Raw genomic sequence first — 25,726 nt, 5'->3', positions numbered from 1 at the left:
ACTACCGTCGCCCGCCCGAGTCATCCCGACGATATCGCACGGTGGCGCGCGGTGTGACCCGATCGGGAACGCCAAGGTTATGGCGAGGTGGAATGTCCCAGATGGCCGGTTGGCGAGCGATCATGGACGGATCGGGCGACAGGGAGGTGGCCACGGTGAGCGTCGCGATCGCTGAGGTGGACTGGATCACGTGCGTCGACGACGGGATGGACCACGGCGTGTTCGTCGCGCACCGCGCCCAGGAGGGTCTGCACCGCACGCTGTGCGGATCGTCCGTTGTGGAGGCACCGGAGGCGTGTGTGCCCCGCCCGCCGTGCCCGGCGTGCGCGCGGGCGCTGAGCCGCCCGGCGCCGCGGGCGTCGTGGCCGCGGCGCTGGCTGCGCGGCTAGCTCACAGCGGGTTGAGGCGGGCCTTGAGCAGGCAGAACTCGTTGCCTTCCGGGTCGGTCAGGACATGCCAGTGCTCCTGCCCGGTCTGGCCGATGTCGGCCGGGCGCGCGCCGAGCGCCAGCAGGCGCTCCAGTTCGGCGTCCTGATCGCGGTCGGTGGCGTTGACGTCGATGTGCAGCCGTGACTTCCCCGGCTCCGGCTGCTCGCGGTAGCTGAGGATGATCGTCGGCTGCGGACCGCCGAATCCCTCCCGCGGGCCGATCTCCAGCGTGCCGTCGTCCTCGCGGTCGAGCACGACGAAGTCGAGGACCTCGCACCAGAACCGTGCCAGCGCCTCGGGGTCGCGGCAACCGAGCACGAGCTCACTGATCCGACACGCCATGACGAAACCCGCCCTCAGTCCGGGAGCAACTTTCGCGACCGTACCGAACGGGCCGAGTACGGGCTAACGAATTCAGTCGAGCAGCTTGGTGCCCTCGAAGCGGCCGAGGCGCTCGTTGTAGAGCTCCAGGCCGATGCCGTTCGGGTCGCGGAAGTACATGCTGTTGTCGACGCCGCGGTCGGGTCCGAGGTAGTCGACACCGGCTTCGTCGAGCTTGGCCTTCGCCGCGTCGAACGCCTCGGGGGTCACCGAGATCGCCAGGTGCTGCACGCCGCCGATGGTCTCGGAGAACGGCGGGTGGTCGTGGCCGGGGAAGTCGAAGAAGCCGAGCAGCGTGCGGTTGCCGATGTCGAAGAAGAAATGGCTGGAGCCCGCGTAGTCGCGGTTCTCCACCAGCTCGACCAGCGGGAAGCCGAGGAAGTCCTGGTAGAACTTGATCGTCTCCTCGACGTCGCGGCAGATCAGGGCGAGGTGGTGGATCCCGCTCGCGGTGGACGCGGGCCGGTCCTCGCCCAGGTACTTCCCGCGCAGTTCCTCGCGGCGCGCGCGGATCTTCTCTAGTTCCTGTCCCTCTGGCTGCGGCATGCCTCCACCATAGGCGCGGGTCACGGGACGCGCAGGTACGCGAGGCTGAACGGGGTGTCCGCCCGCCTGCCCGCGGCGTCCCAGCAGTCGATCACCGCCACGGCGATCGACGGGTTCCAGTCGCGTGGGGCGCAGTGGTTGGTCGTCGGGCCGAGCGTGGTCACCTGGACGCCGTCGGCGGGGTAGATGGGCGCGCGGTCGGCGGTCGGCACGGAGACCCAGTAGTGGCCCGGGGACACCCGTGTCATGACCGGCGGCGTTCCCTCACTGTCGTAGTACCGGGTGATCGCCGTGCCGTCAGTGTCCACTGTGGTCCCTGCGGCGGTCGGGTCGTGATGCAGGCCGACGCCCTGGACGTAGGTGAGGTGCCAGTCGGCGTCGGTGGGGATGCCCGTGGCGATGGCGTGGCAGCGGACCCGGATCGTGAGTGCGCCGGTTACCTCCACCGGGTGACACCGGACCGGTGCCGTTCCCGCCGTGGTGAGCTGAACGTGGCCGCCGCTCGCGAAGCCGTCGATCGTCGCGGTGTACTCGCCCGGGCCGGTCCGCGACACGTCGACCTGCGCGCCGGTCGAGGTGAACCGCACACCGGGGGCGATCACGGCGAGCGGGCCGGACCCGGTGCTCGGCTCGGCCACGAACAGCGCGAACGAGCCCTCGGTGAGCGCGCCGACGCGGTTGAAGCACCAGACGTCCACGACGCCATCGACCGCGGCCACCACGTTGCAGCTGTCGGTGGACGTGCCGCGCGCGGTCGCGTGGACCACGTCGGTCGCGCCCAGACCGGGCAGCCGCACCCGGTAGCGGCCGGTCTCGCTGTGCTCGACGGTCGCGTCGGGTGCCCATCGCGCGTGCGGGTAGTCGAACCGGCGGGTCCACGTCGACCAGAGGAAGTCCGGGTGCAGGGTGCGGCGTACGCCCGGCCCGGTGCGGGGCGCGATGACCCTGAAGTAGCCCCACTTCGGGCCCGCGGGATGCGGGCCGGGGTCGAGCGCGGTGAGGTTGTCGGTGGGGATGGCGGTTCCCGTGGGCGGTCGGAGGGTCGCGACGCCGAACTCGCGGTCGGCGGGCCTTCCCGCCGGCGTGTAGCAGTAGACGTCGACCCACACCTCGCCTTTGGGCACGCCCAGCGAGTTCCACCCAGTGCTGTGGCAGTAGCCAGGCTGGTCGCCGGTGATCGTGGCCTGGACGGTGTCGCCGGGCAGGCCGACGCCCTTGATACCGACTCGGTAGTGCCCGGGTGTCAGCCACTGCGCCTTCATCGCCCCGCCCGCCGAGTTGTACGACCGCGCGGGATCGAGTTCGAGGCCCTGCTTCGTGGTGCCGACATACGCGCCGGGGGCGAACGGTGCCAGCGTGGTGTTGTCCGCATAGGACAGTGCCCACGCGGTGTCGGCCGGGACGTCGCCGCCCACCTTGACGCACTGGACGCGCAGCGTGGCCCCGACGGTCGTGCGGCAGCGGACCGGGTCCGAGCCGCGCGGGGTGACCTGGGCGTATCCGGTGGCGGGGAAGCCGTCGACGGTCACCTCGTAGTCGCCGACCCCGAGCCTGCGCACCGAGATCGGCGCGCCGGACCGGAGCCCGGACGCGGTGTCGACGAGGGCCAGCCGCGCCTTCGGCTCGGCGAACAGCACGGTGAACTGGGTATCGGTCAGGGCGCCGGTCGGCAGGTGGCAGGCGATGTCGACCAAGTGGTCCTGGCCGTCGTCGCGGCTGTCGCGCACCACGCACGACACGCCCCAGTTGTTGCCGAACACCGTCACGTGCGCGACGCCCTTGGTCGAGGCCAGCGCGGGGAACCGGACGAGGTACCGCCCGGTCGCGGTGTGCTGGGTCTCGGCCGACCGGTCCTTGGTGGCCGGGTTCTGCTGCCACGTGCCCCACTGGTTGCCCGCCGTGTCCGACCGGGCGTAGCCGAATTTGGCCCGGGTGCCGCGCACGGTCAGCATCGCGGTGCCCCGCCCGTCGAGCAGCGGGTCGAGTGTGCTGGCGTAGGAGACCCGGCCGAGGGAGTCGGTGGTGAAGTTGAGTGCCGGACCCGCGTGCAGCGCCACCTGGTGCGTGCCGGGGATGAGGCGGAACTCCTGCTGCCGCGCCGCCTGCCGCCACGTGCCTGCGCCCGGAATGTAGAACTGGTCGTAGGAGGTGGCTGTGGCGTCGAGCGTCGTGGGCACCCCTCGCACGACGAGCGTCGTGGTGTCCCGGCCGACGAGGACCGGGTCGAGGTTGGTGGGGAACTCGACCAGTCCGGTGGCGCCGACGGTGAACAGGACCCCGGCGCCGTCCTGCGTGACGACCTGGTGCCTGCCAGGGATGAGCTGGTAGGTCTGGCGCGCGCGGGCGTTCTGCCACGGCTGGCCGGTGCCCGTGAGCAGGAAGCCGCTGTAACTCGTCGCGTCGGCGTCCACCGAGACGGGCCGTCCGCGCACGGTCAGCGTGGTCGTGCCGCGACCGCTCAGATAGGGCGCCATTGCCGCGCTGTGCTCCACCGTGCCCTCGGGCGTGATGTCGAAGACCGTCGCCGGGCCCGCCTGGGTGACGACCTGGTGCCTGCCGGGGATGACGCGGTAGGTCCGCGGCGCGCTCTGCCAGGGCTCACCCGTGCCGCTGAGGTAGTACCCGGCGTAGCTCGTGCCGGAGATGTCTACCGACGCGGGTTTGCCGCGCACGGTGATCGTCGGGGTACCGCGTCCGGTGACGTAGGCGTCGAGGCCGTGGTCGTAGTCGACCCGGTCCTGATCATCCACAGTGAACACAAGTGTCGGGCCGGCGGCGAACGCGATCTGGTGCGTGCCCGGTCCCAGATCGAGGCCCTGTGCTTGGTGGCCGTCGCGCCACGCGCTCGCGGCGCCGATGACCCGGAACTCGCGGTACGACGTCGCCGTCGCGTCGAAGGTGATCAGGCCGTCGCGGGGTGGCTCGACGACCACCCGCGACGTCGTCACCGGCGGCACCACCGGGGGTTCTGGCTGCGAGACGGTGCCCGTGGTGCGTGAGGTGGTGGTCTGCGGCGAGGTGCGCGATGTGGTGGGACTGGTCGGCGCCGCTGGCGTCGGGGCGACCAATGGGTCCGTCAGGTCAGTCGGCGCTGTCGAGGTGACTGGCGGCGGCAGAGCCGTGGGCCGTTCCGTGGCCGCCTCCGGGCCCGCCGCGCTGAGCAGCACCGCGACCGTGGCGACCACCGCGCCCAGCTTCGCCACCGCGCCCGGATTGGCCTGCACGAACTGGGCGACCGGCTCGACCGACGGGTGCCGGGCGATCCGGGTGGCCGTCGACTTGACCTTGTCGACCGCCGCCGTGGCGACCCGCGCCAGGACTGGCTGGGCCGGGACCGCGACCGCGGCGTCCTTGCCGGTCAGCGCCAGGATCTCGTCGCGGACCGTGCGCACCTGGTCCCGGCGCGGCGCCCGGTCGGTCCGCCAGATGACCACCAGCGCGACGCCTGGCATCGGGATGCGGACCACGGCTTCCCGCCACCGCCTGCAGTAGCGCGTGGCGTCCTTGGGGATCTTCGGCCGGTCTCCGTTGAGCGCGCCGAGCAGGGCCACCGCGTCGCGCACCCGGTCGCGCGCGGTGTCGGGGTGTTCGCCCTCGACGTCGGCGTAGCGGCCGACCGCCTCGGTGACGAGGTCGGCCGCGTGATCGTCCTCAATAGACAGATGGTGCCGGGCGAGGTTGAGCAGGGCGTCGGCGAGCCAAACCCGGTGCAGCGCTGATGGTTCGTCGGCGAGCAGGCCGCGGTAGAGCGCGACGGCTTCCCCGGTGGCCGCGAGCGCGTCGCCGTGTCTGCCCGCGACGGCCGAGAGGTAGCCGAGGTTGGACAGGGCGGCGGCGAGGTCGGCGCGGGACCCGCGCGGCCGCTCCAGCTCGACCACGCGGGCGGCCAGGTCGGGCGCGCCTTCGTGCAGGGCGAGGTTGGTCAGCGCCACGATCTTGTCGGTGTGCTCGTCGACCGCGGCGCGCAGCACGTCCCCGGCTTCCTTGCGGCCTGCCACCGAGAGCCGCACACCCAGGTTCATCCGGGACTCGGCGAGCGCGGCGCCGAACGCGGCCGGATCGGTCGCGGCGAGCCGCTGGTGGATCGCGACGGCTTCCTCGGCCAGATCGACGGCGCGCGCGGGTGGCTTGACGGTCCCGGGCGGAGACAGGTGCTGCGACAGGCCGACGAGCGCCGTGGCGAGGTCCGGGAGATAGGCGTCCGGCCTGCCGTCGGCCAGCTCGCGCAGCAGCGCCACCGCCTGCTCGGCGGGCGCGACCGCCCGACCCGGGAACCCGGCGGCGGCCAGCACGTTCGCCAACCCGAGGAGCGCCGCCGCACGCCGCGGCCGTTCCGTGTCGCCGGTGAGCAGCGTGACGGCCTCGCCGGCGGGACCGACCGCCGCGTCCGGCCTGCCCGCCTCGGTCAGCCGCATCGCCAGGTTGTGCAGCGCGTAGCCGCGCGGCGTGCCGGTCGGACGCAGCTCGGCGGCCTCTTCAGCGGCGGCCAGGGCGCCCTGCGGGTCACCGTGTTCGGCCAAGCGGTGGGATAGCGCGGTCAGCGCGGCGGCGCGCTGGTCGGCGCCCGCGTGCGCGACCGCCTCCCGCGCCGCGGCAAGGGCACCCGGCTCGCCCGCCTCCGCGAGCCGCCTGCTGAGGGCGGTCAGATGATCTGGCGAGTCGGCGACGAGCCGCCGCGACACCGCGACCGCGATGGCCCGCCGCGCGACGCTGGTGTCGGGGAGTTCGGAATCGAGTCTGCGCACGATGTCGATCGGCGCCGCGGCGATGCCGTCGAGCAGAATGTCTTTGTACCGCAACGGGTCCAGCAGCACGAGTGGCGGCAGGTAGACGGGGTTGTCCACCGCCAGCGCGCCCAACGAACGCTCGACGCGGCGGAGCCCGGCCGCGTAATGGCGGTCGGCACCCGGGGTTGAAAGCGCGCGCACCAGCACCTGTGCGACGTGGCCCGCCACGTCGGGGTCCGAGGTCCGGCACACCGCGCGGACATGCTCGTCCCAGTCGCCGTCGGCGGGGCAGTCCTGGGCGGTGGCGAGCAGGTGGGTGTCGGCGAGCCGGTCCGGTACCGGCGCCCGCCACACGCTCGACCCGTCACCCGGATACGCCGCCCCGATGGCCTCGGCCGCCGCGCGCAGCCCGTGCTCGTCGAGGTGCCGCAGCTCCGGCACGGTGCCGAGCACCGCGGCCGCGGCGGTCATCCCGGGCGCGGCCCGCAGGAACGCCGCCGACACCGCGAGGTCCCGCCATGACCCCCGGTCGAGCCCGGCGGCCCGGGCGCCCGCGCTGACCGCGGCCCGCTCGTGCCGCAGCACGCCGGTCAGCGGATCCTCGTCGGACGCCGCCGGATCGAGCACCCGGAGCAGGGCCGAGGCGTACAGGTCGAGTGTCGTCTCGAATCCGGCAGGCGAATCGGTGACGACCGGCTCGACCCCGAGCCGTCCCGCGAACGTCCGCACCGCGTCTGTCCACAGTGAACTGTGCGACAGTGGTCCAAGCCGAGTCGGCCGCGGGTCGACCAGCCCGGCCGGCCCGCCGTCGACGATGTCGCGCCACCAGTACGGCTCGGTGCGGCTCAGCAGCAGCACCCGGACGCGTCCCGCGCCCGCCGCGCGCAGGAGTTCGGCGACGAAACCGGGATGCCCGTCGGCGTAGTCGACCACCAGTAGGGCGCCCGCGTGCCGGAACCGCGCTAGCGCTTGAACCGCAGTGAGCACGCCCGGGCGCGACGGTGTGACGAATCCGGCCAGCCTGCCGCGTTTCCCTGGACGGCGCAGCGCCGCGCACACCTGTTCCGCGAGGTGCGTCTTGCCCTGCCCACCCGATCCGATCACCAGCCGGGCGACCGGTCCCGCAGGGTCGCGGCACCAGTCGACCAGGTCCGCGAACTCCGCCCGCTCGACCGGCGGCAGCACACCCGCGCGCGGGTCGAGCCAAGTGCTGGGCCGGTCAGTCGCGGGGGCGCGAGTCGCCCCGAAGAGTGTCTCCTCGACCTCCGCAAGCGTTTTCGGCGGCGGGATGTCCTGGTTGGCGATGCCGATGACGCCGCCTTCGAGGTGCACCGGCCCGTGGAAGGTGAGGTCGACGCGCTGGTCCGGCCGGGTGAACAGCCGAGGCAGCCTGGGTCTGCGCGCGGTGGTCACGTCCGCCCCCTAGTGGTTGTTGATCCCGATGACCCCGCCGCTGACTTTCACCGGCCCGGCGAAGTGCGCGGTCACGACCTGCCCCCGCGCGGACTCGGCCGACTGCGGTTCGTCGGTCTCCGGCGGGTCGAACCCCGGCACCCGGACCCATGCCTCGGCCTGGAACTCCTTCTCCCGCACTGGAACGAGCCGGAACTCCGCCGTGCGGGCGGCGTGCCCGGCGGCGACGATGTCGGTGTAGACGCGGTCGGACAGGACCTGCACCAGCGGCGCCCCCGCCGCCTTGGCCAGCGCCGCGCGCGCAGCGGCCGAGTTGACCAGCCTGGACACGGCGACCACGGTGGCGCCGGAGAACCCGTTCGGGGCTTGCTGGACCAGCCCGTGGTCGATCGCCATGCGCAGCCGCAGACGGTCGCCGCCGACGCGGCCCGCGTTGTGGCCGAACAGCAGGCTCGCCAGTCTCAGCGTGAAGTCCTGCACCACCGCGGTCTCCGGCTGGTCGGCCGGGATGAGCGCCAACTCGCCGTCGCCACTGGGCTGCCGGTGCCAGCGCGACCGGTCGAGGCCGACGGCGGACGCGGCGGTGTCGAGCACGTCGACCAGCTCGGCCTGCAGCGCGGACTGGCCGCGGTCGTCCCTGCGGCTGTAGCCCTGCGCGTCGATGAACACACACAGCATGCGGGTGAACGGCTGGACCATCGGACACCATCCTGGTCGGCGGTCAGTGGTGTGCTTGATCACGCAAAGATTCCCGCACCACGCGGCGGGCAACTCGGTACTGGTACGGAATTGGCTCAACCCGAATGGGCGGCTTCGCGCAGTCCGTCGAGGTCGAGCACGACGACGCTGCGGTAGCCCAGCTTCAGCAGTCCCTGCCGCGCCAGCGCGCGCAGCGTCTTCTCCGCGGTGGTCAGCCGGACGCCCGCCAGCGACGCGATGTCCTCCTGGGTCAGCGGCACGCCGAGGTCGATGCCGTCCGCGCCCGCCTGCCCGTGCTGCTCGGCGAGTGTCACCAGCACGCGGCACACGCGGGCGCGCGCGTCGAGCGCGGCGAAGTCGACCCTGCGGTCGTTGGCCCAGCGCAGCCGCTCGCTGAGCACGCTCGCGACGGCGAGCCAGGCGTCGGGATGCTGGCGCAGGAACGTGCGGAAATCGGCGCCGGGGATCACCCGCGCGACGGTCTCCATGCAGGTCGCCACGGTCGCCGAGCGCGGCTGCCGCAGCAGCACGGCCATCTCGCCGACGACGTCGCCCGCGCGCCGGATCGCCAGCAGCGGCTCGCGGTCGCCGTCGATCCCGGAAACCTTCACCGCGCCCGCCAACAGCACGTAGACCGCGTCGCCCGGCTCGCCTTGGCGCAGGATCCGCCGTCCCGTGGGCAGCCCCACCTCGGTGCCCAACTCCAGCAGCACGGCCCGCGCGGGCGCGGGCAGCCTGCCCAACAGCGACATCGAGGGCCACATCCGTGCGTCCATCCCGTCCCCTGATCGCCGTACCGCTGCTCAACGAGGGAGTGGATCAAGAAGGTGTTGCGCCGAACCGGTGACCGGCCCCCACGATCGGGGGACCGGCCACCGTCGAGCATGATCAGCCGACGAACGCGGCGTCGAAGTAAGTGTCCACGTAGCTGCCGTCCGGCCGGTAGCAGTCGACCGTCACCCCGTCAGTCGGGTTCCACCAGGCGACCTTGCACCGCTGGTTGCCCGCGCCGTACGCGGTGACGTGGACCAGGCCGCGGCTCAGGTCGACCGGGAACTTCACCTTGTAGCCTCCCGTAGCCCAGCGCTGCACGGTCGTGTTCGCGCCGGGATTGGTGTCGTAGGCGTAGAACCCGTGCAGACCGCCCAGATCGGACACCCAGCCGTAGCCCGATTGGGTCGCCGGTGCGCCGAGGATGACGTTCGTGTTCTCCACGTACGACAACGTGAACATCGCGTTCGCGGGAGCGCCCGCGGCGGTGAAGCAGTAGACCGTGACGTTCTGCGCGCCGCCGCTGGGTCCCCAGCCGCCGACCTTGCACCACTTGCCGTCCGCGGCGTAACCGGTCACCTCGACGTGCCCGCCCGACCCGCCGAGCCCGGGCAGCCGCACCGAGTAGGCGCCGGTGCCGAACGTGGAGACGGTGTTGGTGCCGCCGGTCGAGTTGTACTGGTAAGCCGTCGACGGGGTGCCGACGGTGTTGGCCCACACGTACGCGCCCGCGCCGGTGCCGCGGTGGGTCTGGCTGATCGTGAACATCGAGTCGGCCGGTGCCCCGGTCCGGGTGAAGCAGCGGACATCCACATCGGTGCCGCTGACGCCGTTCGGTGTGCGCCACCACTCGACGGTGCAGTAGTTGTCGTTGGTCCCGTAGGCGGTCACCTGGACGGTGCTGCCGAGCGCGGACACCCCCGGGAACCAGACGGTGTACCAGCCGGTCCCGTTGCGCTTGGCGTGGTTGGTGCCGCCGGTCGAGTTGAAGGAGTAGTTGCCCGCCAGCGAGTACCACGTGTTCAGCGCCGCCGAGGGCGACGAGTTCCACGCGTAGGCCCGCGCGTCGGCCGCGGCGACGGCGACGGCGGGGCCGGGACTCGGCCGCGCGGGTGCGGCCTGCGCGTCGGTCGGCGCCATCGCGGCCACCGCGACAAGAGCGGCCAGAAGTAGTCGTTTCATCGCTTCCCCTCGGTTTCCCGGGCCACCTTGGCCCGACACCGACCACCGTCGCGGCGAACCCGAGTCGCGAAGCGGTACCGGTAGGGAATGCACGGAATCTCGTACCGGTGGTGAGTTCACCCGACCGGATCACGTCACCGTGGAGGCGAGCTCAGGGAGGGTACGATGATCGAGACTCTGCTGACGGTCCTCACCCAGGTGGTGACGGCTTTGGTGACAGCACTGCTGACCCCGCCGACAGTGCGCGCGTGGAACCGGATGCGCGCCCGCCGCCAGGAGCGGCGATGACCGGCCCGTGGCCGCCGGGTTCCCTGCTCGGTCGGCTTCCCGCCCGCGCCCGCGACGGTCTGCTCGAACTCGGCACCGGGGTGCGCTTTCCGTCCGGCCGCACGATTCTGCGCCAGAACGAGGACGGCGCCACCGCCTACCTGCTGGTGCAGGGCTGCGTGAAGGTGATCGCCAACGACAGCGACCGCGAGTCCCTGCTCGCGATCCGCGTCGGCGGCGACCTGGTCGGCGAGATGGCGGTCCTCAGCGGCAGGCCGCGCTCGGCCACCGTCGTCACCTGCGCCCCGACCGCCGCCCGCGCCATCCCCGCCGACCGCCTGCGCGCGTTCCTCGCCGCCACCCCGGACGCGGCGATCGAGCTGGCCGCCATGCTCAGCGACCGTTTCCGCTGGTCCAACGAACGCCGCCTCGCCTCGGCCGCCCTCGACCCGCGCGGCCGGGTGAGCCGGGTCCTGCTGAGCCTGGCCGAGACCTACGGCCACACCCGCTCCGACGGCACCCACCTCGGCGCCCCGCTGACCCAGGCCGACATCGCGTCGCTGGCCGGAATCCGTCTGCCGACAGCGGAGAAAGTGTTGCGGGGCTTCGCCGACGCCGGACTGGTCGGCCTCGGCTACCGCGACATCCGCGTCCTCGACCACGAGGCCCTCCGCGCGATAGCCCAGAACTGAAACCGCGGCCGTGTACGCGGCCTGTACGCCGCTGATGCCGTTCTGTACGCGGCATACGCGAGGTTCGCCCTCATGATGGAGGGCAAAATGGGAAGACGAATTCGCGCCGCGGCGGCCTTGGGGCTGGTCGTGGCCCTGGGGTTCGCGGTGCCCGCGGACGCGGCCGGACCGCGCCACGGCGGCACGCTGCGCCTGGTCGGACTCAACGACGTGGACCACTTCGACACCGCGAGCGCCTACTCGGTGACCGCGACGATGATCCAGCGGGCCTACACCCGCCAGCTCGTCACGTACCCGACCACGGACGACCCCGCGCAGGCGGGAAAGATCGTGGCCGATCTCGCCACCGAGGTCCCGACCGCGGCGAACGGCGGGATCAGCGCCGACGGCAGGACCTACGAGTTCCGGATCCGGCGCGGCGCCAAGTGGGACGCCCCGTCCGGGCCGCGGCAGGTGACCGCCGCCGACGCGGTGCGCGGGATCAAGCGGCTCTGCAACCCGGTCGCCGGGACCCCCGCGCCGCAGTACTTCACCGAGACCATCGCGGGCATGGCGGAGTACTGCCAGGGATTCGCCGGAGTCGCCCCGGAGACCGGCGCCATCGCCCGGTACATCGCCGAGCACGACGTCGCGGGCGTTCAGGCGGTCGGCGAGCTCACGGTCCGGTTCACCCTTTCCGCGCCGAACCCGGACTTCCTGGACATCCTCGCGCTCGGCTTCTCCTCGCCCGCGCCGCGGGAGTACCTGCGCTACCTGCCGGACAGCCCGGAGTTCCGCCGCAACGTCATCTCGGACGGGCCGTACCGGATCGCGTCCTACACCCCGGGCGAGGAGATGCTGTTCACCCGGAACCCGGCGTGGAACCCGCGCACGGACCCGGTCCGGCGGGCTTACGTCGACCGGATCCACGTGCGCGAGGGCGTCGACCGGCAGCAGGTCGTCACCATGATCGACAGTGGCGCCGCCGACGCGACCTGGGACCTGCCGGTGCCGCCGGACCGGCTGGCGCCGCTGCTCGAAACCGATGACCCCCGGCTGCACCACGCCGACGTCGGCATGATGGAGCCGTACCTGGTGATCAACATGCTGAGCCCGAACCAGCAGCGGGCCACCAGCAACCTGCTTGTCCGCAAGGCACTCCAGTACGGCGTCGACAAGGCGGCCGTCGCCGACATCGCGGGCGGCTCGAAGATCGCCCACCCCGCCTGCCAGATCCTGCCGCCGACCAACCCGGCCTACCGGCCGTACTGCCCGTACGAGACCCCGGGCCACCGCGGTGACCCGGCGAAGGCCCGGCAGCTGCTGACCGAGGCGGGCTACCCGAACGGCGTGACGCTGAAGATGCTGCACAGCGACGTCCAGCCGCAGCCCGCGGTGGCACAGTCGGTGCGTGACAGCCTTGCCCGCGCGGGCATCACCGTCGAACTCGTCCAGGTCGGGATCGGGGAGTACTACGGCAAGTACCTGGCCGAGGGCTCCTACGCCCGCGACGGCTCGTGGGACATCGTCGCGCCGAACTGGCGGCCGGACTGGCTCGTCGGCGCCAACGCGCGCGGCATCTTCAGCCCGCTGTTCGACGGTTCGGCCTACACCGCGGACTCGCCGACGTTCGGGTCGAACTACGGCTTCTACAAGAACCCGCGCACCGACGAGCTGATCCACCAGGCGCTGACCGCGCCGGACTCCGCCACCGCGAACACCCGGTTCCAGGAGGCCGAGAGCCAGATCCTGGCTGACGCCGCCGTGGTCCCGATCGTGGTGCGGGACGCGACGTTCTTCGTCTCGAGCCGCGTGCGCGGCGCGGTGCGCTACCCGAACGCCCGGCTCGACCCGACCAACGGATGGCTCGCCAGGTAGCCCGTCCGTCCGCTGACCGCCCCATTCGCCGCCGCCCTGATCGGTGGCGAGTGGGGCGGTCTCTTTGTGTTCCCGGCTGGTCACCGCGTGTACGCGAGCTGTACGCGAGTGCGGCCGATCTGTACGCGGCGCGGGAAAAGGTAACGGTGCTGGTGTCGCGTCCGCGGCATCAGGGGGGCCGTTTTGGGGACACGGGGGTTCCGACCAAATGACGCAAGTATTGAGAAACCCGGCCGACGCGATGACCGGGCTTCTGCAAGGCAAGCTCGACGAGCTGAAGAGCGCGGGGCTCTACCGCGAGTTCGTCGCCTGCTCGCACACCGTGGCCGAGCGCGGCAACGCCGTCCACGACGGCAAGAAGATCGAGATCTGGTGCAGCAACGACTACCTGGGGCTGAGCCAGCACGACGAGGTCGTCCGCGTCCAGGCCGAGTCGACCTGGCGCCACGGCACCGGCAGCGGCGGGTCACGCAACATCGGCGGCACGAGCGCCGCGCACGTCGAGCTGGAGACCAGGCTCGCGGCGTGGCACCGCAAGGAACGCGCGCTGACGTTCTCCAGCGGCTATGTCGCCAACCTGGAGACGCTGAGCACGCTGATCGCGGCCATCCCCGACCTGGTGGTGTTCTCCGACGCGAACAACCACCGGTCGCTGATCGAGGGGATCATCCGCTCCGGCGCGACCAAGCACGTGTTCCCGCACAACGACGTCGACGCGCTGGAGACCGCGCTCGCCGCCTACGAGCGGGACCGGCCGAAGCTGATCGTCTTCGAGTCGATCTACTCGATGGACGGCGACCTGTCGCCGGTGTCGGCGATCTGCGACCTGGCCGACGAGTACGGCGCCCTGACCTTCCTCGACGAGACGCACTCCATCGGGATCAAGGGGCCGACCGGGGCGGGGCTCTGCGAGGAGATCGACGAGTACCGGCCCACGTTCATCCAGGGCGTGTTCGGCAAGGCGTTCGGCACGCTCGGCGGCTACGTCGCCGGACCGGACGTCGCGCTCGACTACGTGCGCTCGCACGCGCCCGGGTTCATCTTCACCACCGCGCTGCCGAACGCGACGCTGGACGCCACGCTCAAGGGCCTCGACCTGATCCAGGCGGGTGTCGACCTGCGCGGCGCCCTGATGGCCAACGTGCTGGAACTCAAGACGCGGCTGCGCGCCGAGGACATCGAGTTCATCGACGCCGACAGCCACATCGTGCCCGTCATGGTGCGCGGCGAGGAGCGCGTCCGACGCGTGTCGCGCCTGCTCATGGACGAGCACGGCATCTACCTGACCCCGGTCAACTTCCCGTCGGTGCCCAAGGGCACCGAGCGGTTCCGGGTCACCGTCGCACCGCACCGCACGACCGCGCAGATCACTCACTTCGTCAGCGCGCTGCGCAGCGCCCTGACCGACTAGCCAGAAGGAACACAGCCATGAAGATCAGCCAGATCACCCCGTTCATCGGCGCCGAGATCTCCGGGGTCGACTACGCCGCGCTCGCCGAGCCCGAGGTGTTCGCCGAGCTCGTCACCGCGCTGCACCAGCACGAGGTCGTCATCGTCCGCGGCTTGGAGCTGAGCCCACGCCAGCAGATCGACCTGGCGGCCCTGCTGGGCAGGCCGGTGCCGTTCGTCATCCAGAAGTACCGCCACCCGGAGTTCGAGGAGATCATGATCTCGTCGAACGAGTTCAAGGGCGACAAGCCTGTCGGCGTCGCCCGGGTCGGCAACTTCTGGCACCAGGACTCGACCTTCGTCGCCGACCCGGCGCCGTACACGATGCTGCACGGCGTCAATGTGCCGTCAACCAGCGGCCACACCCTCTTCGCCAACGCCGCCGACGTCTACGACCGGCTGCCGCAGCAGTGGAAGGACAAGATCCGCGGCCGCGTCGGCCTCGGCTCGGTGGCCAAGCGGCTGCGCATCCGCTCGGAGCACGTCGGCCTGTCGGTCGCCGAGTTCCGCGCGCTCGCCGAGATCGAGCACCCCAAGGTCGAGCACGACCTGGTGAAGGTCGACCCGTACACCGGCCGCGAGTACCTGTTCGGCTCCCCGGAGTACCTGGACTCGGTCATCGGCTTCGACGCCAACGAGAACGCGGCCTTCTTCGCCGTCATCGACGCGCTGCTCGCCGACGACGACCACGTCTACACCCACCGCTGGACCCAGAACGACCTCGTCATCTGGAAGACCGCGACGACCTACCACCAGGCGACCGCGGTCGAGCCCGGTGTGCCGCGCACGGTGCACCGCGTCAGCATCGAAGCGCGCTGATGGGCGGGATACTCGACTTCGAGGTCGACTACCCGCGGTCGCGCACGAGCGTCGCCGAGATGTCCTTGTCGTCCACTGTGGACATCGAGGACCTGCTGGCGATCACCCACACCTCGGTGATCCCAACGCTCGGCGACGACGAGCGGTCGTGGCGGCTGGCGGTGCGCGCGGCCGAGGCACTGCTCGCGCGCACCGGGGTCGCCGCCGCGGCGATCACCGAGGTGATCTTCGCGGGCTCCGGCGAGTGGGACGTGCCGTTCTGGTCCCCGGCGGCGAAGGCGGCCGCGGCGCTCGGCATCGGCCGGGCGCACTGCTTCGAGGTCACCAACTTCTGCAACGCCGGGATGACCGCGGTCCAGGTCGCGCTCGACCGGATCGCCGCGCGCGGCCGGGGCCTGGTCCTGGTGCTGATCGGCGACCGGCTCAGCCGCATGGTCGACTACGGCGACCCCGCGTCGAAGGAGCTGTTCAACTTCGGCGACGCGGCCGCGGCCGTGCTGGTGACCGGGGAGAACGCCAGGTTCGAGGTAGTGCACTCGGCGATGCGCACCGATCCGGACTGGGTCGACTACTACTACGGCGAGCACGACGGCGGCGGGGTCACCATCCGGCGGGCCGCGCACCGCCCCGGGCTGGCCTCGGTCTATGTGGAGAACTTCTCCACGCTGATCGACGCGACGCTGACCGCGGTCGACGCGAAGGTCGACGACGTGGCCTGGTTCCTCATCAACCACGGCGACCGGCGGATGCACGAGCGGCTGCTGGACACGGTGGGGATCCCGCGGTCCAGGAGCGTGTTCAACTACGACCGCCTCGGCCACATGAGCGGCGCGGACACCCTCATCGCCCTGGGCGACCTCCGCGACCAGGGCACGCTGCGCCGCGGCGACCTGGTGCTGCTGGCGACCAGCGCGATGGGGTTCAGCTGGGGGATCACGGCGCTGGAGTGCGCGGCATGAGGGTCCTGATCATCCACCAGGTGCCGTATCGCAAGGTGCACTACCGCCGCGCACTCGACCACGAACGGCACGACGTCACCTACATCGGCCACCCCCAGCGGATGGCCGACCTCCCGTCCGACCTGCGGGCGCGGCGGATCGTCCTGGAGTCCGATGAGGACCTCGTGGCGGGCATCGTCGGGCGGGTCGGCCCGGAGGACGGGTTCGAGCACGTCATCGCGCTCTCGGAGTTCGGCGTCCTCGCGGCGTGCCATGTCCGCGCCCACCTCGGACTGCCCGGCTCGACGCTGGCGGAGTCGGAGCGGGTGCGCGACAAGGTCAAGATGAAGGTCGCGGTCGCGGCGGCCGGGGTGCGCGCACCCCGGTTCGCCGCCCTCCCCGCCGCCGACGGAACCCTGCCGTGGTCGGGCAGGACCGTGGTGAAACCCAGGCAGGGAGCCAATGCCGAGGGTGTGACGGTCCACGACACCGCCGAGGCGGCCGTCGCGGCGTATCTCGCCGCCGACGATCCCACCGCCTTCGAGCTGGAGGAGTGGGTCGAGGGGGCCATGCACTGCGCCGACGGCATCATCGACGGCGGGAAGGTGATCGGCTTCTCGGTCAGCGAGTACATCAACACCCCGCTCGACTTCATCGACGGCGTGCCGTACGGGGCGTTCCACGTTCCCGACGCCGAGCGGCACCGCGAGTTCGTGCAGAGCGTCGTCGCCGCCCTCGGCATCCGGGAAGGCAGCATCCACCTGGAGTTCTTCGTCGCCCCGGACGGCGAGCCGGTGTTCCTGGAGATCGCCAACCGGGTCGGGGGAGCGGGCCTCATCGACGCGCACCTGCGGCACACCGGGGTGCACCTGCCGTCGCACGAGATCGCCATCCGGCTCGGCCTGCCGATCCCGGAGCCGGACGCCCCGAGCGGGAAGTACCACGGCTGGCTGGCCTTCCCCGGCCACCACCTGCCGCCCGGGTCCCAGCTGCGGGCGGCCATCCCCGACGACCTGCGCCGCAACACGTGCGTGGACCGGCTGCACGCCCTGGAACCGGGCGACCCGCTGCCGGACCACGTCACCTACCAGGAATGGCTCGTCCCCCTGTTCTTCGAGGCCTCGCACGCGGACTCGGCCGAGTTGGCCGGGTTCCTGACCGAGTGCGCTCGGTCGGTCGTCATGACGGAGGTCCCCGGATGAGGCACTACCCCACCGACGTCGTGCTGGCGGTCGAGTCGGTCAGCCGCGCGTTGACCGACCCGACCTCGTCGGCCGCGAGCCTGCTCGTGACGACCGGGCTGTGCGACCTGTTCGACGCCGACGCACTGGCCGAAGGGCTGGACGAGCTGTTCGGCGGACTCAGCCAGTTCCCGTGGCCGCCGCTGGTCGACAGCGACGACGTCGACGAACTCACCCCGGTCGGCACCGTCGTCCTGGAAGACACCGAGCCCACGGCCACGCTGCGCGGGGTGTTCCTCGCCTGGGCGGCGGGCAACGACATCGTCGTCCGCACGGAGCGCCGCGTGTTCTGGCACGCCTTGCTGCAGCTGTTGCGCGACACCGGGTATCCGCTGCCCGACGGCACTACCGCCGAGGTGGGCGAGGCTGTCGACGGGTACCCGGTCGACGTTCCCGCGCCCGCGGTTCGCGCCGGGGTGCCATGGGACGTCGTGATCGCGCTCGACTGCCGCTCGGCGTGGGCTCAGGGACTGTTCCGGCGGGAGCACCTCGCGGGGGTGCGGCTCTCCGCTGCCCGCGCCCGCGACCCGCACGCGACCGGCAGGCTCGACGCGAAGCTGCGCTACCTCGTCGCCCAGGCCCGCCGCGCGCCGTTCCACCGCGACCGGAACCTGCCCGACGTGACCGGGGTCGCCGACCTCGTCCGGCTCCCGATCATGGAGAAGGACGACCTGGAGGCCCACTCGCTGCCGCACAGCCGCGACCTGGGCAGCGGCGCGCGGCCCAGCGGCGAGGTGCTCCGCAGCGGCGGGTCCAGCGGCGCTCCCCGCTATGTCGTCTACTCCCGCACGGACCAGCGCAACATGATCCGTGAGGCCATCCCGCAGTACTACGCGCTGGGCCTGCGCGCGGGCGACCGGCTGATCAACACCCTGTTCGGCGGCAAGATGTACGGCGGCCTGCCGACGACCGTCGCCGAGCTGAGCCGGATGCCGGTCGAGTGCTACACCACCGCGCAGCTGACCACGGCCGACGACCTGCTGATGCTCACCGCGAGCTTCGACGCCAACGTCGTGCTGGCCCAGCCCGCGATGATCCTGCCGCTGCTGCGCGAGGCGAAGGAACGCGAGCCCGGCCTGCGGATGCCGAAGGTGATCTACGGCGGCACCCCGATGGCCGAGTCCGACAAGACCTGGCTCCGCGAGCAACTGGGCACCGAGGTCATCTCCAGCATGTTGGCCGCCAACGACGGCGCCCAGCTCGGCTACCAGTGCGGCGAGCTCGGCGGCACGCTGCACCACATCTGCGACGACTACAACCTGATCGAGGTCGTGGACAGCCGCGGCGAACCCGTGCCGGACGGGGAACTCGGCGACCTGCTGATCACCAACCTGCAGAAGTTCGAGGGCGCGCTGGTCCGCTACCGGATCGGCGACTGCGGCCGGATCCGGCACGTCGACTGCGCCTGCGGGGTCTCCGGTCGGGTGCTCGACTACGCGGGCCGCTCCGACGGGCAGATCGAGATCATCAGCAGGCGCGTCCAGTACGGCGATGTCGTCGCGGCGCTGGAGTCCTTCGACGTGTCCCAGGTGCAGATCGAGGTCGCGTCGGTCGACGGCAAGGAGTGGATGACCGTCCGCACCGAGTCGCGGTCGACCCTCGATCCGGCGGCGGTGCGCGAGCACCTCATCGGGAAGATCCCGGTGCTCGGCGACATCGACGACTTCGACCGCGACCTCGATCTGTTCGAGTTCGTCGTGGAGTGCCTCGCCGAGGGGCAGCTCGGCCGGGACCCGGTCAGCGGGAAGATCAAGACCGTCGTCGACAGGCGGCTGCCATGAGGACCGCGACCTGCCCGGTCACCGACCGGTACCAGCGCGAACTGGCGGGCACGGACGTCATCGCCGAGGGCTTCGCCGAGCTCACCGCGCTCGGGTACCGCTACCTGCCCCGGCCCATGCTGTTCCCGAAGTCCGAAATGGACACTTTCGCCGCCGACACCGCTCGGGTGGTCGACCTGGTCTTCGACCTGCCCCACCGGCTGTTCGACGGCGACCTGGACCGGTTCCACCGGTCGCTCGGCGCCGACCCGCGCCGCGCCCGCCTGCTCGGCGGCGCGGGTGCGGCGCCGCCGCCGCGGTTCGGCCGGGTCGACGCCTACCACGACGGCGACGGGTTCAAGATCCTGGAGTTCAACGTCGGCAGCGACGTGGGCGGGCAGGATTGGGTCGGCTCGGTTCCCCGGGCGCTGCTCGGGATCGACGCGTTCCGCGCGTTCGCCGACCGGAACGCGTTGTCCTACACCGACACCGGCTCGCTGGTCGCCGAGCTGGTCCGCGGGCTCGGTGCGGCCGTGACCGGCGGCCGCGACCCGGTGGTCGCCATGGTCGGACTGCCCGGGGACCTCCAGTACGGTCCCGGACCCTGGCAGCCGTTCCAGGTGCTGCTGCGCGAAGCGGGTCTCGGCGGCCTCTTCTGCGGTGTCACCGACCTCCGGGTCCGGGACGGCGGCGTGTACTTCGGCGACACCCGGATCGACGTCGTGTACCGCCTGTTCCAGGCCGACCACGTCATCGACGACCCCGACGCGGTCGCCGTGGTCGAGCACCTCGGCCGCGCGCACGCCGACGGAGAGATCGTCTTCTTCTCGCCGATGGCGACCGAGGCGTTCCAGAACAAGAGCTGCATGGCGCTGCTGTCGGACCCGCGGACGCGCACCGTGCTGTCGCCGGACGAACGCGCGCTGGTCGACCTGATCCTGCCGTGGACCCGAGCGCTCGACAGTGCCGCGCTGGACGACCGCGACCTCGTCGACGACTGCCGCGGCCGCCGGGCGGACCTGGTGCTGAAGCCGAACTCGCTCTACGGCGGCCGCGGCATCACCGCGGGCTGGGAGGTGGACGACGCCGAGTGGTGGCGCGCGCTGCGCGACGCCGCGCCCGGCGGCGCCATCGTCCAGGAACGCGTCGTGCCGCGCGCGGAGCCGGTGGTGAACCCGGAGACGGGGGAGCCGGAGCCGTGGGAAGCGTGCTGGGGCCTTTACTACACGCCCGCGGGCGGCTACGCGGGCGGCGGCTGCCGGTTCCTCCCGCACGGCTCGGCGCGGATCAGCGACGGCGACCGGGCGATCCCCGGCACGAGCATCTTCGACTCCTACCGCGCGGGCGTGTTCCTCTACCCGGACGAGGTGGCGACATGACCGGCGTCGACCAGGCCGTGGCGCCGCGCGGGCTCGGGCGGGACTTCGGCCTGATGTCCTCGGCGTACGCGATCCAGACGCTCGGCGAGGGCGTGATGGTCACGGCGCTGCCCCTGGTGGCGAGCATGATCACCACCGATCCCAAGCTGATCTCCTGGGTGCTGCTCGCCTGGGAGCTGCCGTGGCTGCTGCTCGCGCTGCCGGGCGGGCTCATCGTCGACCGCTTCGACCGGCGCAGGCTGATGGTGATCGCGCAGTGCGCCCAAATGGGGCTGCTGGTCGTTCTCGCCGCGGCGGTCACGTTCGACTTCACCCAGCTGTGGATGCTCTATCTGCTGGCCTTCGGGCTCGGTGCGGGCGACATCATCTTCATCGGCGCCAGCCGCGCGCTGCTGCCCGACATCGTGGACGAGAGCAGGCTGGAGACAGCCAACGGGCGCAACATGACCGCCGAGACACTCGGGCGGAACTTCGTCGGACCGCCACTCGGGTCGGCCCTGTTCGCCTTCCTGCTGCCGCTGCCGTTCTGGCTCAACGCCGTGACCTACCTGCTGTCGGTCCTGCTCATCCTGCGCATCCGCCACCGGGCGCCAGAGCGCGCGGCGGCGGAACCCGGCGCGCGCGGCCGGGTGCTCAGCGACCTGACCGCGGGCCTGCGCTGGCTGGTCCAGCACCCGGTGCTGCGGATCGTGGTGCTGCTCGCGGCGGTGAGCAACTTCTGCGTGATCATGGGGCAGTCGGTGCTCGTGCTGTTCGCCAAGCAGGTGCTCGCCGTCGGCGACACCTTCTACGGCGTGCTCGTCGCCGCGATGGCCGTCGGCGGTGTCGTGGGCGGGTTGTTCAGCGGGAAGGTCGTCGTCCGCTTCGGCACCAGGGCCGTCGCGATCACGGTGTCGCTGGCCGGCGCGCTGAGCCTGCTCGCGATCGGCGCGCTGGGCAGGCAGCCGGTCGTCGTCGCCGCGCTTTTCTGTGTCTGGTCGGCTGGGCTGGCGCTGTGGAACGTCATGGCCCAGTCGCTCAGCCAGCGCCTCATCCCCGACGAACTCCGCGGCCGGGTGAACTCGGCCAGCCGGATGATCTGCTTCGGCGCGCTGCCCCTCGGCGCGCTGGCGGGCGGCCTTGTCGCCGACTCGGTCGACCTCTCCGCGCCATGGCTCGTCGGCGGCGCGGTCAACCTCGTGGTCGTCCTGCTGACGATTCCGAAACTGCTCAAGTGGCCGTCGGCCCGGACCGACTCGACCCCTCAGGACGTGCCGTCGTGACCATGAGATCCCTCCACCTGCTCGCCCGCCCGACGGGCCTGCCGACGGCGAGCCAGTTCGGCGTCGTCGAAACCGAGCTGCCGGAACTCGCCGAGGGCACCGCCCTGGTCGAGAACAGCTACCTCTCCGTCGACCCGTACATGCGTGAACTGATGGACGACGGCTGGGAGATCGGTGAACAGTGCGGCCTCGGCCGCGCGGTCGGCCGGGTCGTCGCCTCCCGCGAACCGGCGTGGCCGGAGGGCGCGCTGGTCAGCCACGGCGGCGGCTGGAGCACCCACGCCGTGCTCACCGCGGGCCAGCCGGGCGCGCGGGTGCTGCGGGAGCACGACGGCGTGCCGGTCTCGGCGTACCTGTCGGTCCTCGGCGGCACCGGACTGACCGCCTACATAGGACTGACCGAGGTGTTGCGCCTGCAGCCGGGTGAGTCGATCTTCATCTCGGCCGCCGCGGGCGCCGTCGGCGGCACCGCGGGCCAGATCGCCCGACTGCTCGGCGCGGGCCAGGTCATCGGGAGTACGGGCAGCGCGGCCAAGGTCAAACATGTGGTCGACGCACTCGGCTTCGACGCCGCCGTCGACTACCACGACGGCCCGCTGATCGACCAACTGCGCGCGGTCGCGCCGGAAGGCGTGCACACCAGCCTGGACGGCGTCGGCGGCGACCACCTCGCCGCGGCCATCGCGATCACCCGCGAGTTCGGCCGCATCGCCTGGGTCGGGGCGATCTCGCAGTACAACGACGCGGAGAACCCGCCTGCCGCGCCGCGCAACCTGTACCGGATCGCGGACAGCAGCATCCGGCTGGCGGGCTACCAGGTGCGCCACCACCTGCACCTGCGCGAGCAGGCGGAGGCGCTGCTGGTGCCCAATATCCAAAGTGGCCGGATCAGGGTCGACGAGACCATCGTCGACGGGTTCGTCCACGTGGTCGACGCGTTCATCGGCGTGCTGCGCGGCGAGAACGTGGGAAAGATGCTGGTGCGCCTGTGAACACCGTGCGCTATGTCCACCAGACCCGCGTTCCGACCGGCTTCCCCACCGCGCAGGACTTCGTCTTCGCCGAAGGACCACTGCCATCGGTGCGACCCGGCACGATCCTGGTGGAGAACGTCTACCTCTCCGTCGACCCGTACATGCGGCAGCTGATGGACGGCGGCTGGGAACTCGGCGCCCCGCTGGAGGGCCGGGCCATCGGCCGGGTCCTGGAGTCCGGTGACACCGGATTCCAGGCAGGCGACTTCGTCTTCCACCGGGAAGGCTGGCGCACCCACGCGCTGGTCGACGCCGCCGACCCGCGGGTGCGGCCGGTGGCGGCCTTCGACGGTGTGCCGCTGAGCACGCACCTGTCGATCCTCGGCGGCACCGGGCTGTCGGCCTACGTCGGGCTGGTCACGATCGCCAGGTTGCAGGCGGGGGAGTCGGTGTTCATCTCCGCCGCGGCGGGCGGCGTCGGCACCGCGGCCGGGCAGCTGGCCAAGGTGCTCGGCGCGGGCCGGGTGATCGGCAGCGCGGGATCGGCGGCCAAGGTGCGGCACCTGGTGGACGACCTCGGGTTCGACGCGGCGTTCAACTACCGGGACGGCTCCGTCACCGATCAGCTCCGCGCCGCCGCACCCGACGGGATCGACGTCTACCTGGACAACGTCGGCGGTGACCACTTGGAGGCGGCCATCGACTCGCTGGTCGAGCACGGCCGCATCGCGTGGTGCGGGGCGATCGCCCAGTACCACGACGCCGAGCCGCCGCCCGCGCCGCGCAACCTGTTCGACATCAACGGTAAACGCTTGCGGATGGAGGGGTTCGCGGTCCGCGAGCACGACCACCTCCTTCCTGAGTGGACAGACCTCGTCGTGCCGCATCTCCAGTCCGGCCGGGTCGTGCCGGACGAGACCGTGGTCGACGGCTTCGACGCGGTGGTCGAGGCGTTCCTCGGCGTCCTGCACGGCCGCAACGTCGGCAAGATGATCGTGCGGACCGCCGCCGAGTGACGCCGCTTTCCATTGTTCTCACCAAATAACAAGAAGAAGAGAGAAACCATGAACACGCACATGCGTGGCGCGGCGGTGGCGACCGCCGCCGCGCTCCTGCTCGGCGGGCTGGCCGGCTGCGGGAGCACCGACAAGGGCAGTGCCCCGGCGGCGGCGCCGGTGTCCGACGCGGTGGTCGGCGTCGGGATCGGCGAGCCCAAGAACGGCCTGATCCCGTCGAACACCATCGAGACCCAGGGCCTGCTCGTGCTGTCGGCCCTGTTCACCCCGCTGGTGAAGGTCGACCAGGGCGGCAAGCTGGAGGACGTCGCCGCGGAATCGGTCACCTCCAAGGACAACGTGGTCTGGACGGTAAAGCTCCGTGACGGCTACACCTTCCACAACGGCGAGAAGGTGACCGCGGACAGCTACCTGGAGGCGTGGCACCGGGCCGCGTACAAGCCCAACGCGCAGGAGGTCAGCTACCTGTTCGCCAAGATCGCGGGCTTCGACGAGGTGAACCCGGCCGCCGAGGGCGCCGCACCGACCGCGGAGCGACTGAAGGGCCTGAAGAAGGTCGACGACCGCACCTTCGAGGTCACGCTGTCGGCGCCGTACGTCAACTTCAAGTCCGTGCTCGTCAACCTCGCGTTCGCCCCGCTGCCGAAGGTCGCCTTCGAGGGCACCGGGTTCAGCAAGGCCTTCGGCGAGGCCCCGATCGGTGACGGCCCGTTCAAGATGAAGGGCACCTGGGAGCACGACAAGGCGATCGAGGTCGAGCGCTACGACGCCTTCCCCGGCGACAAGCCCAAGGTCAAGGGTGTGCGCTTCCCGATCTACGCCACGCTCGACGCCCAGTACGACGACCTGCTCGCGGGCAAGGTCGACGTCGCCCCCGTCCTGCCGCTGGCGAAGATGCAGGACGCCAAGAAGGTTCTCGGCGACCGCTTCCAGCAGTCCCCGCGCGCGGGGATCGGCTCGCTCGGCTTCCCACTGTTCGACCCGAAGTACGCCAACCCGGAGGCCCGCAAGGCGATCTCGATGGCGATCAACCGGGAGAAGATCGTCGATACCGTGTTCCTCGGCACCCGCACCGCCGCGCACTCGTTCCTGCAGCCCGGCATCCCCGGCTACCGCGAGGGTTCCTGCGGCGAGGCGTGCGAGTTCGACCCCGTGAAGGCCAAGGAGCTGTTCGTCAAGAGCGGCTTCGCCGGTCCGGTCGAGATCACCTACAACGTCGACGGCGGGTCCAAGGACTGGGTCGACGCGGTCTGCCGGGACATCAAGGAGAACCTCGCGGTCGACTGCGTCGAGAAGCCGGAGGCGAAGTACGCGGACTTCCTTAAGAAGCTGACGGCCAAGACGCCGGGAATGGGCGTTTTCCGCAGCGCATGGACCTACGACTACCCCGCGCCGGAGAGCATTCTCACCCCGCTCTACACCTGCGGCAGCCCGTCGAACAGCTACGGCTACTGCAATAAGGAAGTAGACAAACTCATCGCCGACGGCGACGTCGCCACCTCGCCCGACGCGGCGCTGAAGCTCTATCAGCAGGCGGAGGACATCATCGTCAAGGAATTGCCGACGGTTCCGCTCTGGTACCTCCGCCACGTGTACGGCTCGTCGACGAAGGTGAAGAACCTGCAGGTCAACGACCTGGGCATGGTCGACTTCAGCAAGATCGAGGCCGCGTAAGCAACAAATTCCGCACCGCGGACATATATGAGTATGACCAAAGGAGCCGCGACCGGCGCGCCGCCGGTCGCGGCTCCTTTTGTCCCGATTCGCCGAGTCTGCCATACCGTACGGTATGGAAGGCTCGCTGAGCGCTGTGTGGGGCGCGGTGTCAATGAAATGGCAACCACGGTTCCGTACGTTGAGCGGGACTGGCACGGATTTATTGGGGGAGTTCAGTGCAGCGTCACAAGACTGAGCACGGTCAGCC

The 25,726-nt window shown here is 71.2% G+C and carries 20 protein-coding genes; 14 read left to right on the top strand and 6 right to left on the bottom strand.

Annotated features, from left to right (window positions below; translation table 11 throughout):
* The first annotated feature begins 155 nt into the window (after nucleotides 1-155).
* Nucleotides 156-389 carry a hypothetical protein gene (locus ACSHT8_RS14070; protein WP_436501335.1) on the top strand — a complete coding sequence of 78 codons (234 nt, stop codon included), beginning with the start codon at nucleotides 156-158 and terminating at the stop codon, nucleotides 387-389.
* A gap of 1 nt (nucleotide 390) precedes the next feature.
* On the opposite strand, the gene ACSHT8_RS14065 is transcribed toward ACSHT8_RS14070, so the two are convergent.
* The 6 genes from ACSHT8_RS14065 to ACSHT8_RS14040 form a co-directional block, all read right to left on the bottom strand.
* Entirely contained in the window at nucleotides 391-771 is a 381-nt protein-coding gene (locus tag ACSHT8_RS14065) for a VOC family protein (RefSeq protein WP_436501334.1), read from the bottom strand.
* A 72-nt stretch (nucleotides 772-843) separates the two neighbouring features.
* Nucleotides 844-1,356, bottom strand: coding sequence for a VOC family protein (locus ACSHT8_RS14060; RefSeq protein ID WP_436501332.1), 513 nt, complete (start codon nucleotides 1,354-1,356; stop codon nucleotides 844-846).
* A gap of 20 nt (nucleotides 1,357-1,376) precedes the next feature.
* Nucleotides 1,377-7,496 (bottom strand): hypothetical protein, encoded by a 6,120-nt coding sequence (locus ACSHT8_RS14055; RefSeq protein WP_436501330.1) that lies wholly within the window; start codon nucleotides 7,494-7,496, stop codon nucleotides 1,377-1,379.
* 9 nt (nucleotides 7,497-7,505) lie between these two features.
* Nucleotides 7,506-8,195, bottom strand: coding sequence for a hypothetical protein (locus ACSHT8_RS14050; RefSeq protein WP_436501328.1), 690 nt, complete (start codon nucleotides 8,193-8,195; stop codon nucleotides 7,506-7,508).
* Between the two features lie 95 nt (nucleotides 8,196-8,290).
* Nucleotides 8,291-8,971, bottom strand: a complete 681-nt coding sequence (locus tag ACSHT8_RS14045; RefSeq protein WP_436501326.1) for a Crp/Fnr family transcriptional regulator — start codon at nucleotides 8,969-8,971, stop codon at nucleotides 8,291-8,293.
* Nucleotides 8,972-9,083: 112 nt separating this feature from the next.
* A complete protein-coding gene (locus tag ACSHT8_RS14040; protein ID WP_436501324.1) occupies nucleotides 9,084-10,148 on the bottom strand; it encodes a hypothetical protein in 1,065 nt (354 codons plus the stop codon).
* A 165-nt stretch (nucleotides 10,149-10,313) separates the two neighbouring features.
* Between ACSHT8_RS14040 and ACSHT8_RS14035 the strand changes: the two genes are divergently transcribed.
* From ACSHT8_RS14035 to ACSHT8_RS13975, 13 genes are all read left to right on the top strand, one after another.
* A complete protein-coding gene (locus tag ACSHT8_RS14035) occupies nucleotides 10,314-10,436 on the top strand; it encodes a hypothetical protein (RefSeq protein WP_436501322.1) in 123 nt (40 codons plus the stop codon).
* Nucleotides 10,433-11,107, top strand: coding sequence for a Crp/Fnr family transcriptional regulator (locus ACSHT8_RS14030; RefSeq protein ID WP_436501320.1), 675 nt, complete (start codon nucleotides 10,433-10,435; stop codon nucleotides 11,105-11,107). Before ACSHT8_RS14035 ends, ACSHT8_RS14030 begins: the two co-directional genes overlap by 4 nt.
* Nucleotides 11,108-11,194: 87 nt before the next feature.
* Nucleotides 11,195-12,964 (top strand): ABC transporter substrate-binding protein, encoded by a 1,770-nt coding sequence (locus ACSHT8_RS14025; RefSeq protein ID WP_436501318.1) that lies wholly within the window; start codon nucleotides 11,195-11,197, stop codon nucleotides 12,962-12,964.
* 208 nt (nucleotides 12,965-13,172) lie between these two features.
* Nucleotides 13,173-14,375 (top strand): 5-aminolevulinate synthase, encoded by a 1,203-nt coding sequence (gene hemA, locus ACSHT8_RS14020; RefSeq protein ID WP_436501316.1) that lies wholly within the window; start codon nucleotides 13,173-13,175, stop codon nucleotides 14,373-14,375.
* 17 nt (nucleotides 14,376-14,392) lie between these two features.
* A complete protein-coding gene (locus ACSHT8_RS14015; protein ID WP_436501314.1) occupies nucleotides 14,393-15,232 on the top strand; it encodes a TauD/TfdA dioxygenase family protein in 840 nt (279 codons plus the stop codon).
* On the top strand, nucleotides 15,232-16,191 hold the full coding sequence (locus ACSHT8_RS14010; protein WP_436501312.1) for a 3-oxoacyl-ACP synthase III family protein: 960 nt from the start codon (nucleotides 15,232-15,234) through the stop codon (nucleotides 16,189-16,191). The genes ACSHT8_RS14015 and ACSHT8_RS14010 overlap by 1 nt, the downstream gene beginning before the upstream one ends.
* The gene (locus tag ACSHT8_RS14005) at nucleotides 16,188-17,372 is read left to right on the top strand and encodes an ATP-grasp domain-containing protein (RefSeq protein WP_436501310.1); all 1,185 of its coding nucleotides are present in this window, start codon (nucleotides 16,188-16,190) and stop codon (nucleotides 17,370-17,372) included. The genes ACSHT8_RS14010 and ACSHT8_RS14005 overlap by 4 nt, the downstream gene beginning before the upstream one ends.
* Nucleotides 17,369-19,192 carry a phenylacetate--CoA ligase family protein gene (locus tag ACSHT8_RS14000; protein WP_436501308.1) on the top strand — a complete coding sequence of 608 codons (1,824 nt, stop codon included), beginning with the start codon at nucleotides 17,369-17,371 and terminating at the stop codon, nucleotides 19,190-19,192. The genes ACSHT8_RS14005 and ACSHT8_RS14000 overlap by 4 nt, the downstream gene beginning before the upstream one ends.
* On the top strand, nucleotides 19,189-20,550 hold the full coding sequence (locus tag ACSHT8_RS13995) for a hypothetical protein (protein ID WP_436501306.1): 1,362 nt from the start codon (nucleotides 19,189-19,191) through the stop codon (nucleotides 20,548-20,550). Before ACSHT8_RS14000 ends, ACSHT8_RS13995 begins: the two co-directional genes overlap by 4 nt.
* Nucleotides 20,547-21,812 (top strand): MFS transporter, encoded by a 1,266-nt coding sequence (locus ACSHT8_RS13990; protein ID WP_436501304.1) that lies wholly within the window; start codon nucleotides 20,547-20,549, stop codon nucleotides 21,810-21,812. The genes ACSHT8_RS13995 and ACSHT8_RS13990 overlap by 4 nt, the downstream gene beginning before the upstream one ends.
* Nucleotides 21,813-21,814: 2 nt before the next feature.
* Complete coding sequence (locus ACSHT8_RS13985) at nucleotides 21,815-22,804, top strand: zinc-binding dehydrogenase (protein WP_436501302.1); 990 nt, start codon at nucleotides 21,815-21,817, stop codon at nucleotides 22,802-22,804.
* Complete coding sequence (locus ACSHT8_RS13980; RefSeq protein WP_436501300.1) at nucleotides 22,801-23,802, top strand: NADP-dependent oxidoreductase; 1,002 nt, start codon at nucleotides 22,801-22,803, stop codon at nucleotides 23,800-23,802. Before ACSHT8_RS13985 ends, ACSHT8_RS13980 begins: the two co-directional genes overlap by 4 nt.
* A 48-nt stretch (nucleotides 23,803-23,850) precedes the next feature.
* On the top strand, nucleotides 23,851-25,476 hold the full coding sequence (locus ACSHT8_RS13975; protein ID WP_436501298.1) for a peptide ABC transporter substrate-binding protein: 1,626 nt from the start codon (nucleotides 23,851-23,853) through the stop codon (nucleotides 25,474-25,476).
* Nucleotides 25,477-25,726 lie beyond the last annotated feature (250 nt).

It is taken from the genome of Actinokineospora sp. HUAS TT18 (assembly GCF_051364635.1).
Taxonomy (GTDB): domain Bacteria; phylum Actinomycetota; class Actinomycetes; order Mycobacteriales; family Pseudonocardiaceae; genus Actinokineospora.
Note: the sequence above shows the minus strand (reverse complement) of the source record. Positions and strands in the feature narration are given on the sequence as shown.

Coding starts and splice junctions, on each gene's coding strand:
- ACSHT8_RS14065 (WP_436501334.1), bottom strand. CDS start 771: ATGGCGTGTCGGATCAGTGAGCTCGTGCTCGGTTGCCGCGACCCCGAG.
- ACSHT8_RS14060 (WP_436501332.1), bottom strand. CDS start 1,356: ATGCCGCAGCCAGAGGGACAGGAACTAGAGAAGATCCGCGCGCGCCGC.
- ACSHT8_RS14050 (WP_436501328.1), bottom strand. CDS start 8,195: ATGGTCCAGCCGTTCACCCGCATGCTGTGTGTGTTCATCGACGCGCAG.
- ACSHT8_RS14045 (WP_436501326.1), bottom strand. CDS start 8,971: ATGGACGCACGGATGTGGCCCTCGATGTCGCTGTTGGGCAGGCTGCCC.
- ACSHT8_RS14040 (WP_436501324.1), bottom strand. CDS start 10,148: ATGAAACGACTACTTCTGGCCGCTCTTGTCGCGGTGGCCGCGATGGCG.
- ACSHT8_RS14035 (WP_436501322.1), top strand. CDS start 10,314: ATGATCGAGACTCTGCTGACGGTCCTCACCCAGGTGGTGACGGCTTTG.
- ACSHT8_RS14030 (WP_436501320.1), top strand. CDS start 10,433: ATGACCGGCCCGTGGCCGCCGGGTTCCCTGCTCGGTCGGCTTCCCGCC.
- ACSHT8_RS14025 (WP_436501318.1), top strand. CDS start 11,195: ATGGGAAGACGAATTCGCGCCGCGGCGGCCTTGGGGCTGGTCGTGGCC.
- hemA (WP_436501316.1), top strand. CDS start 13,173: ATGACGCAAGTATTGAGAAACCCGGCCGACGCGATGACCGGGCTTCTG.
- ACSHT8_RS14015 (WP_436501314.1), top strand. CDS start 14,393: ATGAAGATCAGCCAGATCACCCCGTTCATCGGCGCCGAGATCTCCGGG.
- ACSHT8_RS14010 (WP_436501312.1), top strand. CDS start 15,232: ATGGGCGGGATACTCGACTTCGAGGTCGACTACCCGCGGTCGCGCACG.
- ACSHT8_RS14005 (WP_436501310.1), top strand. CDS start 16,188: ATGAGGGTCCTGATCATCCACCAGGTGCCGTATCGCAAGGTGCACTAC.
- ACSHT8_RS14000 (WP_436501308.1), top strand. CDS start 17,369: ATGAGGCACTACCCCACCGACGTCGTGCTGGCGGTCGAGTCGGTCAGC.
- ACSHT8_RS13995 (WP_436501306.1), top strand. CDS start 19,189: ATGAGGACCGCGACCTGCCCGGTCACCGACCGGTACCAGCGCGAACTG.
- ACSHT8_RS13990 (WP_436501304.1), top strand. CDS start 20,547: ATGACCGGCGTCGACCAGGCCGTGGCGCCGCGCGGGCTCGGGCGGGAC.
- ACSHT8_RS13985 (WP_436501302.1), top strand. CDS start 21,815: ATGAGATCCCTCCACCTGCTCGCCCGCCCGACGGGCCTGCCGACGGCG.
- ACSHT8_RS13975 (WP_436501298.1), top strand. CDS start 23,851: ATGAACACGCACATGCGTGGCGCGGCGGTGGCGACCGCCGCCGCGCTC.